This window comes from Pseudomonas purpurea, from assembly GCF_039908635.1.
GTDB classification, from domain to species: Bacteria; Pseudomonadota; Gammaproteobacteria; order Pseudomonadales; family Pseudomonadaceae; genus Aquipseudomonas; species Aquipseudomonas purpurea.
This window is the reverse complement of record NZ_CP150918.1, coordinates 3,240,187-3,257,077: the sequence shown is the minus strand read 5'-3', so window position 1 is coordinate 3,257,077 and position 16,891 is coordinate 3,240,187. Positions and strand designations below refer to the sequence as shown.

Sequence of the window (16,891 nt, the reverse complement as noted above, 5' to 3'; positions counted from 1 at the left end):
GACGATGAGTGATGCCCCTTACGGATAAGCGCGAAGTAGGACACAAGAAAACGCAAACATAGACTTCAACTTCCGTAACGATGGGCGGGGCAGGGAGAGCATGGGGGCTGGAGTGCCCAAGCCGCGTTTTACCGTTTTCGATCCCGCCGAGAACGGCATACGTGGCCTGCAAATACTGCTGACTTACCCGCTAAGAGCACAAGCTGAAGACGGTGAAGGCGCTCATAAGCTGCAGGGCGCCGAGCAACGAGAACGACATGGCTGTTTGAGTAACTTCTTAAGTGATTTATAGAGATATCTAAAAAATCAGGAGCGTTTTACTAAAAAGTCAGGGGGGGAGGCGATGATACGATGAGTTCTCTCAAATACTGACAAACGAACGGGGAAGTGTGTGGTCATGAGTACCAGTTACGTAGATGCCTTGCTCCAGGAGTTGGGGGCTGTACTGGGTATCGCCGGGCTTGAATTCAATGATGAACGTTTGTGCACGCTGGTGGTGAGTCATCGGCAGGTGTTGTCGTTACGACACGCGTGTGCGTTTAACCAATTGATACTGTTTGGACCGCTCGGCTATGAGCTACCCGACAATCCTTCCCGGAAAACATTGAATGTGTTGATGTCGACAGCGCTCAATCCGCTGATGGGATCAGCTCCAGGTGTCGGGTGGGACCCTGATTTGGGGCTTATCGGATTTCAGGCATTGAGCCTGGAAGGGCTCAATGTTCACGAGTTAGAAGCGAGCCTGGGTTGTTTTATCGAATGGGCTGACACTTTTTCGCGGCAGCTGGCGATGCCTGTTGATTCAGCATCCAGTTTTCAAGGGGTTAAGTATGATCACGTTTAACAATGTTGCCGCGTTGCAAAGAGCACCTGAATCCGTCAAAGACGCTATCCAGCAGCAAGGTGTGTTGAAAGTCGGTGGTCGTGAGTACCATATTCAAGCCGATTTGCAGCAAGTGCTGCGTACTCAGCCTAAAGACAGCGCAGTGGCGCGTTTTATTGAAGGCGTTGGCAAGCTGTTCACGACCGGTTCCAGCGCTTCCGTTGCTCAAGGGCTGACGCAGTCTTTGTTTACTTCACATGCGGGCGCGTTGCAGCAACGTCTGCAATCTACCTCATCGGTTGAGCATGCACGGATGTTGTTCAAAGATGCTGGTTTGCAAAGCCCCGAGCAAGTACTGGATCGCCTGGGTCGAACAGATGACAAGTCGTTGAATGGGGTTTCCAGTGGCGAAGTCAAACAACTCTTTGAGCGCGCGCTGGCGCAAGCGCTGGTTAATACTGCATCTGGCCAAGCCTTGGAGGCGCTAGTGGGGCCGTCGGTCACCCGAGCACTGGTGGACAAGCAACTGCCATTTGCCAGTCTCGAAAATTTGCGTACTTCAGGTTCGTCCGCCTCGGTGGTGGACCGCCTGGAGCCGATACTCATGGTCGAGCTGAAGAACCTGGGCCTGGCACAACAACATCAGCAATCAGTGTTGCGGCAGGATCTTGGCAGTGCGCCGTACAACAATGCCCTGAGTGAATCGTTCTATAACCCGAAAGGTTACACCGAAGATGTGGATCGCGCGGCTGCCTGGATCCTTAAAGCGTCGACCTCGGGTGGCAATGAATGGGAAAACTTTACGGCGTTGCTGCGTGAGTACACATCCAATGGCAAGGACCTGACAGACGCGACCGTTCTTAAAGAACTGCATCAACGGCTGGTACCTGATATCGACAGGTCCTATCGTGGCCCGGCTACCAGCGGCGGCCGTTTGCTCTCCAGTATTACGGGGGCAGCGATGCTGGATCAGCACCTCAAAACACTGGACAAGGATCATGAGCAAGTTGGCAAGCAGTTGTTCGCAGCTGTGGTGGGCTTCCATGGGTTTATCGACGGCAATGGTCGTATGGGGCGGTTGCTGTATGCCCTTACTGAGTTGCGTGCGCAACAATTTACACCGATGGCTGTTGAGACAGAGAACTTGCTTAGCGGTTTAAGCTGATTAAGACGTGCGTGAGCATGGGGGGCTTTGTCATAGGTAACGAACAGCGTCAGATAATGAAATGCCCGCTCTAAGGCGGGCGTGCAGAGTCAGGAGAATCTAGGCTATCGCGCCAAGGGATTGTCCTGACTCGTTTTTGCTAATCGCAGGTCGCGAAGTACTTTGTTGTGCTTTTGGGGGACATGTTCGAAAAGGTATGACAGGTTTTTTGTTTGTTATTTCCCTTGTATACATAGGTTGTAATGTGCAGGTCGTGAGGAAATGCCGTAGTCCCTCCTTCATGCCAAAAGTCTTTCTTTAAATAAATATCAGTGTTGGCTGTGTTGCTGTAACCGTTTCTCACAGAGTCTTGCGATGAATGTTCCAGGGCTTGCCTGACTGTAACCTTGTGTGAGTTCTGAGATTCCAGATTGTACTGCTCTGGACTGATAAGGACAGCGCTTTTGATGTTGCAGTCTTTAACAAGCTTGTCGTTGCAGACATACACGTCTGCCAGTGGCGTTGTTGAGAACGCTGCGAGGCACAGTGCCGAAGTGATTGCTAGATAGACTTTAAGTGTTCGCATTGGGGCGCTCCAGGTTATGCGGTTGTGAGATATCAATTCTGTGCGTTTTAACTTTAAAAGAAGGTGGTGTGCCAGAACTGATTTGGAAGTGCATTAAACCTTCTTGTTGTCCAAGGGGTTTAATGCGCCTCAGTGACGGACTACACAATAGTCATGTACGGGTCCCAGGAGCAGTAGCCAACCACCTGGTTATGCTTGTCTACAATCATGAATGACCATGTGTAAGTAATGTGCCCCCGATTTTCGGCCGTGGCTGCCCATAAGTAAGTGTTGACCTCCTGTTTGATAGGCGTGGCCCATGGGCTTTGTTTGTTGATTACAGGCATTGGGGCGCCTTGAATCGATATGATTCTGACGGGGCTGATTTCCCCGCCATCACTGTAGAGTTGTGAGTAGTTATACAGGATGACTGAGTTTTCAAAGTCTTTTGAAAGTGTCGTTGCGCGCCAGCGAATGACGTCGCCAAGTTCAAGTGTTGAGGTTATATTTGCGCTTCCCTGGTTGCTGGTGTCCTTGCTGTTCGAAACCATATGTATGACATCTTCGGCAAAGCGTGGTGCAATTCTGGTTGGGTAGTTGTGGTCCTGGCTGATGTCATGATTGAAGTGCCTGAGGATTGTGTCAGTGTCAATGGCAATCAGTACATCCTTGAAGTGAGACATGATGAAGCTCCTTTTTATGGTAATTACCTGGCGTGGCCAAGTTTCTCAACGGCTCAATGCTAGTGCCCGTCGGTATTTACAATAAAAGCTGGAACCCCTATGTCTGAGACGTACTGATGCAACTTCCTTTAAGGCTCGTCGACTAACCAGGTTCCTTCCGATAGGCCGCAGATGGACTATAGATCTGGAAAAAGGTCTGTCAAAAAAAATTCGGCTTTCCTGGCGGGCAGGAGACAGGTGGTAGTTTAAGTAGTCTAAATCACATAATGCGGGTCAATCCTTTCTATCGGGTTCCCGTCAACAGCGCGAAATACCTCCGTGTAGACGTTTATCACTGATGCATGGCTATTTTGTGCGTTCGTATTCAGAGTTAACTGGCATGCGTACATGATCGAGCATGTAGGGGCGTATAGATCTGGCATGAGGTCGGTTTCGTTTAGTGAATCAAAAACGTAACAACCGGAAGGGACGCGTCATTGTGATTTTTCCTGGCTAAGGCCAATCGCGATGATTATGCCGCTGGCCCTTCAACCCTGTAAGTGCCGCTTCTGAGTGCTGGTCAAACCAGTCCAGTACAGGTTGCCGGGCAGGGTGCAGGGCGCTTGTGGGTTGTAGCCATAAGGTATAGACGCCGGACGTTTTCAATGCCGGGCCGAAGGGAATGATCAAGTCGCCACGGTTGATCAGCTCTTGTGCCAGGGTGCGGTCGGTCATGGCAACGCCCAGGCCGCGCACGGCGGCATCAAGGGCCAATTCGTCCAGATTGAAAGTGATGTGCTTACACCCTCTGGACGGCTCGTGGCCATGGGCTTTTAACCATGTTGCCCATTCCTGTTGACCGGTTGAGCCGTGGATCAGCGGGTACCTTTCAAGCTCGTCCAGTGAGGTGGGTGGCGGATTTCCATTCACCGTGTTTCGTGCGCAGACCGGTACCAGCACTTCTTCGAACAGAATGTGACAGGCCTGATCGGCGGGTGGTTGTGGCAGGTAAAGGATGCACGCGTCGCAATCTCCGGAGGGGTCGACCCGCTCGGTGGCCACGGTTTCGATCGACAAGGCCAGGTCGGGATGACGCGCATAAAAGTCGGTCAACCGAGGAAGCAACCAGCGCACGGCGAGTGATACATGAATACGGATACGAAAGGGCGTCTCTCTGGGCGCTATACGTGTTTCAAGGGCCTGCAATTCGTTAATCAGCCTGCGTGCGGTTTCGAGTACCTCCTTACCCTCGAGGGTTAGCGTCACGCCTCGGCTGCTGCGAGCCAGAAGCGCTACACCGTAGTGCACCTCAAGTTGTTGAATCTTTCTGCTGACAGCACTTTGGGTCAGGCACAGCTTGGCTGCGGCTTCGGTGAAATTGCCCGAGTCAGCCACCTCGGTAAACGCTTGAAGGGCGCTCATCGAAGGCGCTCGAAAGAGCTTATCCATGCGAAAACTGAATGGTTGAATGCGTTAATAGCGTTGGATTGCGCATCGAGTTCCCCATAGATTCTGGTGATGGCGGTCGGATTGAAGGCATGACTCCATGCTAAATGTTCATGACTGCGGCGTTCAACAGGTCCGTGCGGTATGAGGTGAAAAGATGACAGAAAATATTTGCGGCTGGATCGTGCAATCCCCGGACGCGGTAGCGCAGCCCAGTTTGCGTGGCCTGCAAAAGGCTGACTGGCTGATCATCGGCGGTGGTTTCAGCGGGCTGTCGGCAGCGCACACCTTGGCCGAGCTACATCCTCATGCGCGGATTGTGATTGTCGATCGCCAGCGCGCCGCACAGGGGGCGTCGGCCAGAAACTCCGGGTTTGTGGTTGCCCATGAAAACCCCGCCAGTAACGAGTTGATCGGTCGGCAGGGCAATGCTTATTACCAACGGAGTACCGAGATCAGTCGCGCCGCCAGCGAAGAGGTGCGCCAGCGTGTTAACGGCCTGGGTATCGAGTGTGACCTGCGTGAGGAGGGTTACTTCTTCGCGGTACACGATCCCTCCAAGCTGGAGGAGGCGGAACTCAAGGTACAGACGTTGCGCGAGGCGGGTGCCGATGCACAATTCCTTCAGGGGAAGGCCTTGGCCCAGTGCCTGGGAACGGGTTTTTACCGTGCGGGAATAGAGTGCCAAGGCGGCAACGCATTGCTGCAACCGGCGAAGTATGCGAAGGGGTTGCGCGATACCCTGCCGGAGAATGTTTCACTGTATGAGTACACCGACATCTCCGGGCTGGAGCGTTTGGCCAATGGCAATGTCCGTGCGTCATCGGTCGATGGCAGTGTTGAGGCCGCGCAAGTACTGATCTGTGTCGGTCCTTTTTTGCCTCGTGTCGGTTTGCGTGATCGGGCGGTGTTCCCTCTGGAACTCAGCGCATCGTTGAGTCGCCCGCTGAGCGAGGACGAATACAACCAGATGGGGCGTCCGTCTCCATGGGGAGTGCTGTCGACCCGGCCGGCGGGTGCTACGGTGCGGTTGACACCGGATCGACGATTGCTGATCCGCAACACTGTGGAATACCGCCATCGGGACCTCGCCGGCCCCTCGCTCGGCATTCGCCGGCAAACCCATTTGCGTGGCTTGCAACGGCGTTTCCCGTGGATCACGGAACACCATCTTCAGTACACCTGGACGGGGCATTTAAGTGCCACGCGCTCCGGTGAACCGCGCTTCTCCATGCTCGAACGGGGTATCTACACCGTGGCCGGTTGCAACGGCTCCGGGGTTGCGCGCGGCACGCTATGGGGGCGCCTGCTGGCGGAAATGGCCTCCGGCAGCCAGTCGTCATTATTAACGAAGGTACTGAGTCAGGCCGATCCGGGCTGGCTGCCACCTGCACCCTTTTTTGACATTGGCGCTTCGGTGCGTTTGCGCTACGAAGCGTGTCGCGCCCAGTCGGAGTCCTGATTCGCAAGGCCCTCTCAACGTCGTTTCCTAATGTGGAAGAGAAAGTCATGATTACAACAATAAAACCCATTGCACTTGCACTCTGCGTGACCTCAAGCGGCTTTGCCGTGGCGGCTGATACGGTCCGTATCTCGAACTGGAGCAGCTACATTGCCAGTGATACGTTGAGCAACTTCACCCAGCAGACCGGTATTCAGACAACCTATGACTTGATCGACAGCAACGAAATGCTCGAAGCCAAGTTGATCACCGGTAGCAGCGGATACGATGTGGTCAGCCCCTCGAATCACTTTCTTGCCCAATTGATCAAGGCAGGCGCCCTGCAGAAGCTGGACAAGAGCAAGTTACCTAACTGGAAAAACCTCGACCCGCAATTGATGAAGACCCTGGAGGTCAATGACCCCGGCAATCAGTACGGTTTTCCCTACATGTGGGTCACGGTCGGGATCGGCTACAACGTCGAGAAGGTCAAGGCGATTTTCGGCAACACCGATGTCACTCAAAGCTGGAACATGCTGTTTGATCCGCAGAACATCCAGAAACTCAGCCAGTGCGGGGTTGCCTTCATCGATAACTCGACACAGATGTTGCCGATCACCCTCAATTACCTGGGGTTGAAACACGACAGCGAGGACCCTGCGGATTACCTCAAGGCCGAGGCGGCATTGTTGAAGATCAAACCGTATATTCAGTACTTTCATCAGTCCAAGTACGTCAGCGACCTGGCCAACGGCAACATCTGCGTCGCCATCGGTTTTAGTGGGGATATCGCGCAGGCCACCTCTATTGCTCATGAGGCAAAGAACGGCATCGAACTGGGCTACGCAATCCCCAAGGAAGGTTCAACCCTGGCCGTCGACATGGTGGTCATGCCCAGGAACGCGCCCAATCAAGATAATGGTTATGCCTACATGAACTACTTGATGGAACCCAAAGTCATCGCGGACATCAGTAATGCGATCCACTACCCGAACGGCAACAGCGCGGCGACCCCCTATCTACAACCTGGCCTGCGCAACGATCCGGCGATCTATCCGGCACCTGAAGTGATGAGCACCCTGTTCCCGTTGAAGGCCATGCAACCCAAAGTCATGCGGCAAGTCACCCGGTTGTGGACCAAAGTCACCAGCGGGTTATGAATTGGGCAATCGGGGTGTCACGGGCAGCCCGGTCGAGCACGCTCAGGCGTGACCTTTTTTGCCGTTGCGCACAATTGGCCCGACCTCCTTGAGCAGACCGGCTCCAAGGTTTCTCACGTTGCCAATGGCCATGCCCACCTTGAACCACTCGAACGCTTCGATGGGCTCTCCCAGATGCGCCACTATCTGCTCGGCGCGATCCTTGGGCGTTGCCAGGTTCAACCATTCCCTGGCCAGCTCCGGTGAAAGCACCACCGGGCGCCGGTCGTGTACGTCAACCATGCCTCCCTCGCTGTCGGGGGTGAATATCACGAATCCGTCATCGTCCCGGGGTTCCCGTCCACCGGCAGGGTATTGCCCGATCGAGGCACACAGGATAGGTGCCCGGTCTCGGCGACGGATGAGGTAGGGTTGTTTCTTTGCCCCGCCTTCATAGACCCACTCGAACCAGTTGTCGATCGGCAGGATTGCGCGGTGGGGCCAGATCGCCCGGAAGTAAGCGCCGTGTGCGATTTTCTCTACGCGGGTGTTGATCGGCGTCGTCCGGTCTTTTGCCCCGCGTGGGTGCCATCCCCAGCGCACACGGTCGGCGTGCAGTGTTTCACCTTCCAGGTGCAGGAGGGCCAACGGTGTCGATGGCGCGGCGTTGTATTGCCCCAGCGGTTGATCGCCGACGGTGTTGACCAAGGCGTTTGGCATGCTCAGCGTGGCAACGAAGTCGCGGATGCCACGGTACTGTGAAAGTCTCCCGCACATCGCAGAACCCTCCCGTTGAGCTTTCAGCTTAGCTCAGCCCGGATTCAAACAGTGCGCCTGCACGGGGCATGATCGATGTGACGGGTTCTTTTTCGTTTCCTGTTGGCGGGTGCTAAAGTCGCCGCTTTCAGAACAAGGAAGCGTCATGGGTATTTTGATCGGATCACTGTCGACGGCACCATCGTCCGTTGCGAAGCGTTGGTTGATGGCGGCGGTTATCGGTTTTACCTCGCTGGCCAGTAGCGTGCAGGCTCAAACTTCGCCTCAAGCCGCGCAGGAGATCAACGGCCTGCTGACGTTTGTCGAGCACAGCGGCTGTCAGTTTGTGCGCAACGGGAGCGAGTACCCAGGCGTTGAAGCCCGCGCACATTTGCAGAAGAAACTCGATTATCTCGAAGGCAAGAACAAGGTGCAGAGTGCCGAAGACTTCATCGAACTGGCGGCCACAAAAAGCAGCATGAGTGGCACCGCCTATACGGTGAAATGCCCAGCGGGCGAACAACCGGCAGGCCCTTGGCTAACGAAGGAGCTGCAGCGACAACGCCAGCTTCATTGAGCCTGTCCACGAGTCGGTGAAAGCCGGACCCCGGACGCGCCCATCCGGTCACTGGAATGTTTGTACGTGGGATCTCGCCATCGGGTACCGCAAACCCGGCTCGATGAGCAGGGTGCGGGTCTGTCAGGCGGCGGCATGGAAGCCTGGGGTATGGGCGCTGAAACCGGTGTGACTAGGCGCTAAGGTTTATCGTTGCCGGTCGATCCCGTCTTGCGTCGATCTTTGCCGGTCGGGTTACCGGTGTCCAGAAGCCTTCTTTCGACCAATACATTTTCAAGTGCCTGACGGTCTGAGGGGTCCATTTGGTGCTCTCGCTCCTTGAGCTGAAGCAAAATGGGACTCGACCATGCGCGATAGGTCTGCTCTGCGCTCTGAATCTTGCTCATCTCGATCTCCTGAATCTCCTGACCAGGTGCCAGCGAGTGTGGCGGCACAAATTCTTGTCGGACAAATCCTAGTAGAGAAACCCGGATGTCGCCAGCCACGGGCACCACGATGGTGCATCCGGTTTACAGATCATCGTAACCTGTGCGGGAGGGTCAAGCAGAGGGGGCTGATGGATGGCCAAGTGCATGAGCAATAGCCGGTGCATGGCTATCCGTTGGAAGCATCGTATGGCAGCAGCACGGTGTCGACCACGACATCGACCGGTAAGCTGAAAATCGCGATCACCGGGCACACCACCGTCATCCAGCATATCTGAGTCGGTAGAACATCATCGGCACCACCCAGCGTGGTGAGCAGTTGAACGTTTTCCCGAGTACCTTTGTAGTAGTCGAATTGGCTGTATGCGTTGTCGCCGCGGGCAATCAAGGTGCCGCAGCCCGAGAGGGCAAATGCGCACAGGGTCAGGAGGCCGGTGAGCGTTTTGATGGTGCTATTCCTTAGCGGGAGATGTGCAGTATGCGGCGGTTTCAACGCGGTTCTTGATCGGGCGGCGTCTCTTCACGGCAGATCGGGTTGTCGTTGTACGACTCATCGGTCTCCAGATTCATGAAAAGTCCGGTCTCGGAAAACTTGAAACCGTACCAGCCGATCCACAGGCAGCCTTCCTTTTCATAAGGCTCAAGTTCCGAGAACTTCATGGCCGCGAGCTCGACCTGTGATTTTGTCTTCCCCTCCAGCACGGTCTTGAGCATACCGACGGCTTGGGCGTTGGCCTTTTTGAGCACGTCCATTTCCTGGTCGGCATAGGATCTTGTAACGGCGGTGTCGACGACCACGTACAGCCAGAACAGATTGGAAATCACGAGCAGGGCAACCAGCGCTGCAATGATGAATGACTTCAAGATGACCTCGGCTGTTTGGAACCAACGCTACAGGCGAGCAAAAGACGGGGGAGGGCTGTGATGATGCCAATCCTTAGCAAGCGGGCGATCCTTTGAAACGCGTGGGAGTGCGTCGGGGTTGATTTTGCGGCCGCAGTTTCGCATTGATGCTGGCTGATGGCTACTGACGCTTTTGTGGAATGGCCGCAGGCATGTGACGGCTTGTGGCCGTCGCGGTCTGTTGGCGAGGCGGTGATATGATCGCCGGGCAGTTGGCAGGGGAACGCTCGCGTTTACCTCATGCCCGAAGGAGTTTATCCGAGTGATATCAAGGAGCCGCGAGTGTCGTTTGAAGACGCAATAACCATCATCGAATCGTTCTGGATTGAGTCGCCATTACCGCTTGTCGGGGCCGGGGCCGTGGAAGTGCAACGGATCAGTGAAGAATGGCAGGCAGACTTACCGGCCGAACTCTCGCGTTACATCCAGAACTTCGCTCCCGACGCCGCTTGCGACTTTTCGACAGTCGGTAACTCGGTGACCCTGTATGCCGCCGGCGATATCAAGAAGTTGGCCAAGGGCTACAACTTCAACCCCGTCACAAACGAACACATTGAAGGCTGGAGTGATGATTGGGTATTGATCGGCGACGAGGGCGCAGACCCCATCATCGTGGATCTGTCTGAGGGGCCAGCGTGCCCGGTGTTCTTGGGACAGCCAGGCAGAGGCGAGTGGTGCTTCAGCCCTGTCGCCGATTCTCTCCCTCAGTTTCTGGTGTTGCTGAGTGCCCGTCATCACGCCGTATTGGGCTTTGACGTTGAAGATTCGATTATTGATGACGAGTCCGGATTCAACCTGGCACCGGAACCCGCAGCCTGGTACTTCCCGTTCATGAAAAAGCATGCCGGTGACTATTACCCGGAATGGACCGGGGACTTCGACAATGCCTGAGAATCCAGCGGTGCCAGCCCTGTGTTCCCTTCAAGAGGCCATTGAGGCAATCGCGGCCTGCTGTGACGACGGTGATGTCTGGGCACGTTACAGCTGGATTTATGCCGAAACGGGCAAGCCGCTCATCCAGTGTCGGTTTTACCTCTCGCCTGATGAAGACGAGATGCAAGACAACGACTATGGCGAAGAAGTCTCGGCGTACGCACATGTGCATGGGTTGTACGGGTTTCTGGAGCCGGCGACGTTTGCTTCGGTGCTCTGCGTGCAGAAGGAACAAAACCCGTTATCGCACGTACAGGATTATGCCGATGCACTGGAGTACTACGCCGAGTACGACACCTTCTGCGAGGTAAAGACGCCGACGAGCAAGGGCGACCGCGTACCATCGGATCTTTCCCGTGGTTTCTTTACCGAGTACGACCTGCACCTGGTCGAGTGCCCGGACGAGCAGGTTATCAGCGCGGCCCGCGCCACCGCCGCGTTGCTTGCGATCAACGTTGCCGAGGCGCTCAAGCGCTGTCGTCAGTTGCCAGTGTTGCTGGGTGAGCGCGTCGACGCCCATCGGCGGGATGCCCTCATTGAACGCTTCGCGGCCTTGTCGTTGCCGTTGTGCCAGACCACCTATCGCCCGTTGATCTGGCTCCCGCAAGAGCCAGACAGGGCTGGACTGCGTGCATCGAGCCAGGAGGCCTGAGAAAAACCCGCTCACGAGCGGGTTTTTCTATCCGGCTACTGAGTCCTTATCGCATCGTAAGGCAGTAAAACGGTATCGACGGCGGCATCCACCGGAAGCGAGGCGATGAAGATCAGCGGGCAGACGATTGTCGGCCAGCAGAACATCAGGCTTTCTGCCGCAGACAGGAACTCGATATTGGTGCGGGTGCCCATGTAGTAGCCATCACTGGGTAATGAAGGGTCCGAACCCGCCAACCGGCCCATGGCGGTGCCGCAACCGTTCAGCGTGACGGTTGATAGTAGTAAGAGTGCGATGAGTGCTTTGATGATGCCGTTCCTTAGCAAGTTGTGAGAGGTGCACCAGGATCAATGTGCCAGTGACGGTTGGGTGGCGACCGAGACGGTGAAGGTCAGGACAAACAGCACGACGAGTACCCAGAACATCACCATGACTGTCAGCATGACGACCTTCAGGCTTTGATACAGCCAGCGCAGCCAATGCCCTTCGGGTTTTGCTTCTGAGCGGGTTCTGAGTACGCCTTTCAAATAGAAGCCGAGAAGGGCCAGCAGTGCACCATCGATAAACAGTGCAGGCAGGCCGGCTACGGGGAAGATGCTGCCCCACCGATAGAATGACGAGCGGCTCAGGAACACCACATAACACACAAGACTGCCGTAGGGGATGGCTCGCCACCATTTACCGGCCAGCGCTCCGACCATCAGGCACAGAACCACCATGAACGGGTTGAGGAGAATATCCATCATCCATTCCAGAACGTTGGGGAAGTAGCCTGGGGAATGGATGCTGCGCCAGATGTGTTCGAACATTGTTCAGGTTCCTGCCTTGTATGAATAAATGCGTTTCGGCGTTTCCGTGCCGCTGCACAGTATCGGCGTATTGTCGGGTTACATAAGTCTTGCTGTGTAAATTAGTTGCCGAGCAGGGCCCTATCCGGGGTTCTTATCAACGAGGTATTGTTCGAACCATTGGGCACCAGAAGGCGGCATCTTGTGAAAAGACTCGCTAAGCTCGATGTTACAAAGGGTTTCGCAGGCTCATCGTCCTGGTTAATGCGGAGCGTCAGTTGCTAATGCAGGTGTCGGGGGGCCGTCAACATGCGCAAGTTCTGGAACTGGTATCTGGCGTTACTGGACAACGACCTGAACGCAAAGATATTCGACAACATCAAGAATCTGCTGGTGTGTGCATTGCTGTTCGCCGCGGGCACTAACGCGTTGCAGGGCCATCATGAGCTGTTTCTGGGGTTTTTCGGGCCAACTTTGACGGGATGGGGGCTGATAGCGGTGTCAGGATGCCTGATGGTGCTCAATGTCAGCGACGGAGTGCGCAAGTTGAGCAATCTTCGCTATCACATCTTGTTGCAGGTGTTGTTCTGTTTGCTCTACCTCGTCCTGGCCGTACGTATCGTGGAAATAGTCTGGGGTTTCAGGGCCGAATAGTTGATTCCGCCCGCGACAGAAGACGTTCCTCTGTCTTTTACGTCGTGCCGACTCTTCTTTTCCGCGTGGGAGAAAGGTTGATAGTCTGCGCCTCCCCCTGTAGAGCGCTGGTCGGAACTGACCCGTGTTATTACGCCCCCGAACGGATGTCAGACATGTTCAAGATGAACGCCCTTGTTCCCGAATTGATTGTTTCAGACCTGGCCAAGAGCCTCGCCTTTTACTGCCAGGTCGCAGGTTTTTCCATTGAGTATGAACGCCCGGAAGACAAATTCGCCTACCTGTCTTTTGGGCAGAGCCAGATTATGCTGGAGGAAGATTGGCACAGCGACTCGCCCTGGCGTGTCGGTCCGCTGGAGCGTCCTTTTGGCCGCGGAATGAACCTGTCCATTGTCTGTCCTGATGCCCATGCGTTGGCCAACGCATTGCAAGCAGCGGGGCATGCCTTGCGCAGGCCGGTTGAAGAACACTGGTATCGCAATGATGATCAACTGGTCGGCCAGCGCAACTTTCTGGTGCAGGACCCCGATGGTTATCTGCTGCGTTTCGCTGAAGAGCTGGGCATCAAGCACTGCGAAGATTGATGCCTCCTGCCTGGCAGGGCCTGGGCGGGCGACTCCGGCTTTGGGCGTTTGCGCCGAGTTGTTCTATCCTGAAAGTGGAGGACACATCCAGCCTGCAAAGGGAGGTGAACATGACATTCTGGAACAAACACGAACCACAGGATGATACCGCCAAGGGCACCGCTCAAAAGCCAGACGAGCACCCGGAACCGCCACCGCAAACGTGGAAGCATCCCGATGATGGCAAAGAGTTGTCGGAGCTTGATGAAGAGCGGCCACTGAAGCCCTGAGGTGTTGTCGGTCAACAGCATTGCGCGTGAAGACTGGACTTTGCGCGCACCTGTTGGTGCGCGGCGATGGGTCCGATATGTCCGCGTCGGAACAGCGCGGGTCCCGTCAGGGCTTTGCGTTCAGCTTGCGCAGTTCTTCGTAGGTTGCCGACTGCACGAACCAGAAGCCCGACACGATGCACCATACCAGCGAGCCGCCAATCACCGTGCCCAGACCCACGAGGAAGCTTTGGCTCATCATGAACAGGCCAGAGATCCAGAGGAATCCAAGAGCAAGGTAGAGCACGATGTTGTTGACGCTGATAACGAAATCTTTCATGAAACTTCCTTTTTAATAATGTCCGAGTGTCCGCATGTGCGAACGCCACGGGCGCAATCATATTGCCATATGTGTCGGACACGCCAGCACTCACGATAAACAGTGGGGATCAGGCGTGCCTCTCCAGCTTGCGAAAGAGGGATGGATGAGCAAATCAGGAGCCACACAAAGACAGTGCCTTGTGGGCACAGTCAGTTGTGCTGTCGGGTCAGGGTACTAGCGGAACTTTGGTAGCCGTGGTTCGACTGGTTTGAGCGCGGTGAGCGCACTCTGGACCAAGGGGGCATCGTTCTCGATGTCTCTGAGGCGATCACGGATTCTCAGCGCGGTGGGATGACCGCCCTGGTGGTCGACCCAGTCGGCAATTTCCTTGCAGGCAGCTGCCAGGCGAGCCTGGCGAGAATCGAGCAGTGTCAGCAGGGTGGTGATGGACTCTTTTTCGGACATGGGAAGCACCTCCGTTCAGAGAAAACTGGCCGAGGACAACAAAAAGCCCGCGAGCGAGCCTTTTGCCATTGGGGCGCCGGTCCTTCAGCTGAAATCAGTATAGACCCGGAAAATGCACTGCAAAGACGCGTGGCATCGGTGTCTGGCCGGCTAAGGCTGGTGAGACGGCATTAGCCGGCTGGCCGCGTTGAGCCGTCGGCATTCGCGCCGGGCGTCTTCCTCGCTCTCAAAACCGTCGCCGATGAACCCGCCCCGGGTGCGGGTGTCGGCGATTCTGTACCACACCTCGGCGACCGGCGGGAGATGAAGAACCTCGCCGGCGCGACGGCCCTGGATGATGATCTTGTTACAGCGCCTGACTACGAAAATGTCTTCCATGGCGTCACCGAGGTGAATAGGTGTTCAGATCAACTATAGAAGCAACTCGCAATCCTGCAAACAGATGCCTGGCCACCGACTCCTGTTGCGCCAAACTGCCCATCAGACGTTGACGTTCTCCAGGCGCCAACCGTCGGGTTGCCACGTCAATGTGTGAGTGGGGGAAAGCGCAGCGAGAAACGCTTGATCGTGGGAAGCCACCACCATCGCCCCTGGAAACCCTCGCAAAGCCTGCTCGACGGCTTGCACGGAGGCGAGGTCGAGGTGGTTGGTCGGTTCGTCCAGTAACAGCAGTTGTGCGGGCGGTGTTTTCCAGACCGCAATGGCGAGGGCTGCTTTGAGGCGTTCGCCGCCGCTCAGTGAACCGCAGGGTTGGGTGACTTGCCGGGCATCGAGTTGCAACTGAGCCAAGCGGGTACGCAGTGTGCCTTCGGTCATGAGTGAGCCGGGTTTCTCCAACTGCTCGATGATCGACCGCTGATCGTCAAGTTGCACCAGTTGCTGATCCAGGTAGGCGCAGGGCACGTGCGTCAGGCACTGGCCGCTGCTGGGCGGAGTGATTTGCGCAAGCAGCTTGAGCAATGTTGACTTGCCACAACCGTTTGGCCCGCTGACGGCGATGCGCATCGGCCCCGAGATTGTCAGGTTCAGGTAAGTGCTCAGCTGTTCTGGCGCGAGCCACGGCAGTTGTGCGTCAATCAGGCTCACCACCTGCCGGCTCTCAGGCACCGCAGTGGCGGGGAGTGTGATCAGCACCGGCTCTTGCGCCGCTACCCGCGCGTTGGCCTCGCGCACCAGGGTGTCGAGTTCGGATTTATGCGCCTGATGAGCCGGGCGCACATGGCCCATGATCTCGGTCGCGGCACCTTTCATACTGGCGCGCTCGATCCGCGAGACGTTGGCGGTCTCGGCGTTACGGCGTGATCCGGCGGCGCGGCGCTGGATCGTGTCGTGCTCGCGTTGCAGGCGCTTAAGTTCTCGGCCACGTTGCGCGCGGGCTTGTTCCAGTGCTGCCAGTGCCGCGTTCTGTTCAACCTCGCACTGCGCGCGGAAGGCTTCGTGGTTACCTCCGAACGTGCGCAAGCCCAGCTCGCTCAGCTCGACAATCCGCTGCATGCCGTTGAGCAACTGCCGATCATGACTGACGACGGTCAAACCACCGCGCCAGCCTGCGAGCTGGTTCACCAGCCACTCACGACCGTGGGCGTCGAGGTGATTGGTGGGTTCGTCCAGCACCAACAGGTCGGCACGGCTGAGTAGTGCGCCGATCAGTGCGACCCGCGCCAATTGGCCGCCGCTCAATGGTTGGGCCGGGTGGTGAGCCTCCAGCCCCTGCAATCCCGCTTCATCCAGTGACCGACGCAAGCGCTCGGGCAGGTCCCAGCGGTCGCCGACCTGTTCAAGGTCCTCGCTGGCGGCGTGCCCCTGATTCAAGCGTGTCAGCGCGTCGAGGGTATCGGCCACACCGGCCACCTGAGCAACGCTTCGCGAGGTGAGGCATGCATGCTCCTGCGCCACATAGGCGACAGAGCCGTAGCGCTTCAGGTTGCCGGACGAGGGCGAGAGTTCACCGGCGATCAGCCGTGCCAGCACGCTTTTACCGCTGCCGTTACGCCCGACAATGCCGGTAGGGCGACGGTCAAGGCTCAGGTTGAGTGAATCGAACAGGGTTTCGCCATTGGCGAACTGAAACGTCAGTTGATTCAGGGTGACGAGCGCAGGCAGACGTGTGACGTGAGTCATCAGCACCTCCAAAAAATGTCGGAAAGGCCAACAAGTGCCCGTGGCAACTTGCTGCGAATACATTTTTGAAAGGCTTAGTTGTTCACGTTGGCGTTCGTCCTGAAGAGGGGAAAGGTCGCTAGCCTAGCTCATGGCGCAATAACCCTACAAGCATCAAGGAGAAATCGCCCGAAGCTTCAACTCTGTTGCTGGCGCAGATCTTCTTCTGTGTGGGTGATAACGCTACGGTTCGCTGGCGTCGTG

Annotated in this window: 22 protein-coding genes; 10 read left to right on the top strand and 12 right to left on the bottom strand. The window is 56.3% G+C overall.

Features of this window, described 5'->3' with window-relative positions; all coding sequences use genetic code 11:
• The first annotated feature begins 397 nt into the window (after positions 1-397).
• Both AABM54_RS14600 and AABM54_RS14595 read left to right on the top strand, forming a co-directional pair.
• A complete protein-coding gene (locus tag AABM54_RS14600; protein ID WP_347900703.1) occupies positions 398-844 on the top strand; it encodes a CesT family type III secretion system chaperone in 447 nt (148 codons plus the stop codon).
• Entirely contained in the window at positions 831-1,988 is a 1,158-nt protein-coding gene (locus AABM54_RS14595) for a VopS family T3SS effector adenosine monophosphate-protein transferase (RefSeq protein WP_347900702.1), read from the top strand. The genes AABM54_RS14600 and AABM54_RS14595 overlap by 14 nt, the downstream gene beginning before the upstream one ends.
• Before the next feature lie 705 nt (positions 1,989-2,693).
• Here the strand turns inward: AABM54_RS14595 and AABM54_RS14590 are convergent.
• Both AABM54_RS14590 and AABM54_RS14585 read right to left on the bottom strand, forming a co-directional pair.
• Positions 2,694-3,215 (bottom strand): AidA/PixA family protein, encoded by a 522-nt coding sequence (locus AABM54_RS14590; RefSeq protein ID WP_347900701.1) that lies wholly within the window; start codon positions 3,213-3,215, stop codon positions 2,694-2,696.
• A 492-nt stretch (positions 3,216-3,707) separates the two neighbouring features.
• The gene (locus AABM54_RS14585; protein ID WP_347900700.1) at positions 3,708-4,643 is read right to left on the bottom strand and encodes a LysR substrate-binding domain-containing protein; all 936 of its coding nucleotides are present in this window, start codon (positions 4,641-4,643) and stop codon (positions 3,708-3,710) included.
• 154 nt (positions 4,644-4,797) lie between these two features.
• On the opposite strand from AABM54_RS14585, the gene AABM54_RS14580 reads away from it, so the two are divergent.
• Both AABM54_RS14580 and AABM54_RS14575 read left to right on the top strand, forming a co-directional pair.
• Positions 4,798-6,102: an FAD-binding oxidoreductase gene (locus AABM54_RS14580; protein WP_347900699.1), complete on the top strand. Its 1,305-nt coding sequence runs from the start codon at positions 4,798-4,800 to the stop codon at positions 6,100-6,102.
• Positions 6,103-6,149: 47 nt separating this feature from the next.
• A complete protein-coding gene (locus AABM54_RS14575; protein WP_347900698.1) occupies positions 6,150-7,241 on the top strand; it encodes a polyamine ABC transporter substrate-binding protein in 1,092 nt (363 codons plus the stop codon).
• A gap of 42 nt (positions 7,242-7,283) precedes the next feature.
• Here the strand turns inward: AABM54_RS14575 and AABM54_RS14570 are convergent, their stop codons facing one another.
• Positions 7,284-7,997: an SOS response-associated peptidase family protein gene (locus AABM54_RS14570; protein WP_347900697.1), complete on the bottom strand. Its 714-nt coding sequence runs from the start codon at positions 7,995-7,997 to the stop codon at positions 7,284-7,286.
• A 145-nt stretch (positions 7,998-8,142) separates the two neighbouring features.
• On the opposite strand from AABM54_RS14570, the gene AABM54_RS14565 reads away from it, so the two are divergent.
• Positions 8,143-8,553, top strand: coding sequence for a DUF5329 domain-containing protein (locus AABM54_RS14565; protein WP_347900695.1), 411 nt, complete (start codon positions 8,143-8,145; stop codon positions 8,551-8,553).
• A 179-nt stretch (positions 8,554-8,732) separates the two neighbouring features.
• Here the strand turns inward: AABM54_RS14565 and AABM54_RS14560 are convergent, their stop codons facing one another.
• The 3 genes from AABM54_RS14560 to AABM54_RS14550 form a co-directional block, all read right to left on the bottom strand.
• Complete coding sequence (locus tag AABM54_RS14560) at positions 8,733-8,939, bottom strand: hypothetical protein (protein WP_347900694.1); 207 nt, start codon at positions 8,937-8,939, stop codon at positions 8,733-8,735.
• A 208-nt stretch (positions 8,940-9,147) separates the two neighbouring features.
• Positions 9,148-9,471 carry a YceK/YidQ family lipoprotein gene (locus tag AABM54_RS14555; protein WP_347900693.1) on the bottom strand — a complete coding sequence of 108 codons (324 nt, stop codon included), beginning with the start codon at positions 9,469-9,471 and terminating at the stop codon, positions 9,148-9,150.
• A complete protein-coding gene (locus AABM54_RS14550) occupies positions 9,468-9,842 on the bottom strand; it encodes a hypothetical protein (protein ID WP_347900692.1) in 375 nt (124 codons plus the stop codon). Before AABM54_RS14550 ends, AABM54_RS14555 begins: the two co-directional genes overlap by 4 nt.
• 321 nt (positions 9,843-10,163) lie before the next feature.
• On the opposite strand from AABM54_RS14550, the gene AABM54_RS14545 reads away from it, so the two are divergent.
• Together AABM54_RS14545 and AABM54_RS14540 are read left to right on the top strand one after the other, a co-directional pair.
• Positions 10,164-10,772 (top strand): hypothetical protein, encoded by a 609-nt coding sequence (locus tag AABM54_RS14545; protein WP_347900691.1) that lies wholly within the window; start codon positions 10,164-10,166, stop codon positions 10,770-10,772.
• Positions 10,765-11,466 (top strand): hypothetical protein, encoded by a 702-nt coding sequence (locus tag AABM54_RS14540; RefSeq protein ID WP_347900690.1) that lies wholly within the window; start codon positions 10,765-10,767, stop codon positions 11,464-11,466. Before AABM54_RS14545 ends, AABM54_RS14540 begins: the two co-directional genes overlap by 8 nt.
• Positions 11,467-11,501: 35 nt before the next feature.
• Here AABM54_RS14540 and AABM54_RS14535 read toward each other — a convergent pair whose 3' ends face one another.
• Both AABM54_RS14535 and AABM54_RS14530 read right to left on the bottom strand, forming a co-directional pair.
• Complete coding sequence (locus tag AABM54_RS14535) at positions 11,502-11,792, bottom strand: YceK/YidQ family lipoprotein (protein ID WP_347900689.1); 291 nt, start codon at positions 11,790-11,792, stop codon at positions 11,502-11,504.
• A gap of 21 nt (positions 11,793-11,813) precedes the next feature.
• Complete coding sequence (locus AABM54_RS14530; protein ID WP_347900688.1) at positions 11,814-12,275, bottom strand: hypothetical protein; 462 nt, start codon at positions 12,273-12,275, stop codon at positions 11,814-11,816.
• Between the two features lie 288 nt (positions 12,276-12,563).
• On the opposite strand from AABM54_RS14530, the gene AABM54_RS14525 reads away from it, so the two are divergent.
• The 3 genes from AABM54_RS14525 (at position 12,564) to AABM54_RS14515 (ending at position 13,761) form a co-directional block, all read left to right on the top strand.
• Positions 12,564-12,908: a hypothetical protein gene (locus AABM54_RS14525; RefSeq protein WP_347900687.1), complete on the top strand. Its 345-nt coding sequence runs from the start codon at positions 12,564-12,566 to the stop codon at positions 12,906-12,908.
• A 155-nt stretch (positions 12,909-13,063) separates the two neighbouring features.
• On the top strand, positions 13,064-13,492 hold the full coding sequence (locus AABM54_RS14520; RefSeq protein ID WP_347900685.1) for a VOC family protein: 429 nt from the start codon (positions 13,064-13,066) through the stop codon (positions 13,490-13,492).
• A gap of 110 nt (positions 13,493-13,602) precedes the next feature.
• The gene (locus AABM54_RS14515; protein WP_347900684.1) at positions 13,603-13,761 is read left to right on the top strand and encodes a hypothetical protein; all 159 of its coding nucleotides are present in this window, start codon (positions 13,603-13,605) and stop codon (positions 13,759-13,761) included.
• Between the two features lie 106 nt (positions 13,762-13,867).
• On the opposite strand, the gene AABM54_RS14510 is transcribed toward AABM54_RS14515, so the two are convergent.
• The 4 genes from AABM54_RS14510 to AABM54_RS14495 form a co-directional block, all read right to left on the bottom strand.
• A complete protein-coding gene (locus tag AABM54_RS14510; protein ID WP_347900683.1) occupies positions 13,868-14,080 on the bottom strand; it encodes a hypothetical protein in 213 nt (70 codons plus the stop codon).
• 216 nt (positions 14,081-14,296) lie between these two features.
• Entirely contained in the window at positions 14,297-14,527 is a 231-nt protein-coding gene (locus AABM54_RS14505; protein WP_347900682.1) for a hypothetical protein, read from the bottom strand.
• A gap of 150 nt (positions 14,528-14,677) precedes the next feature.
• Positions 14,678-14,905 carry a hypothetical protein gene (locus tag AABM54_RS14500; RefSeq protein WP_347900681.1) on the bottom strand — a complete coding sequence of 76 codons (228 nt, stop codon included), beginning with the start codon at positions 14,903-14,905 and terminating at the stop codon, positions 14,678-14,680.
• A 102-nt stretch (positions 14,906-15,007) separates the two neighbouring features.
• A complete protein-coding gene (locus AABM54_RS14495) occupies positions 15,008-16,648 on the bottom strand; it encodes an ABC-F family ATP-binding cassette domain-containing protein (RefSeq protein WP_347900679.1) in 1,641 nt (546 codons plus the stop codon).
• Positions 16,649-16,891: the final 243 nt, after the last annotated feature.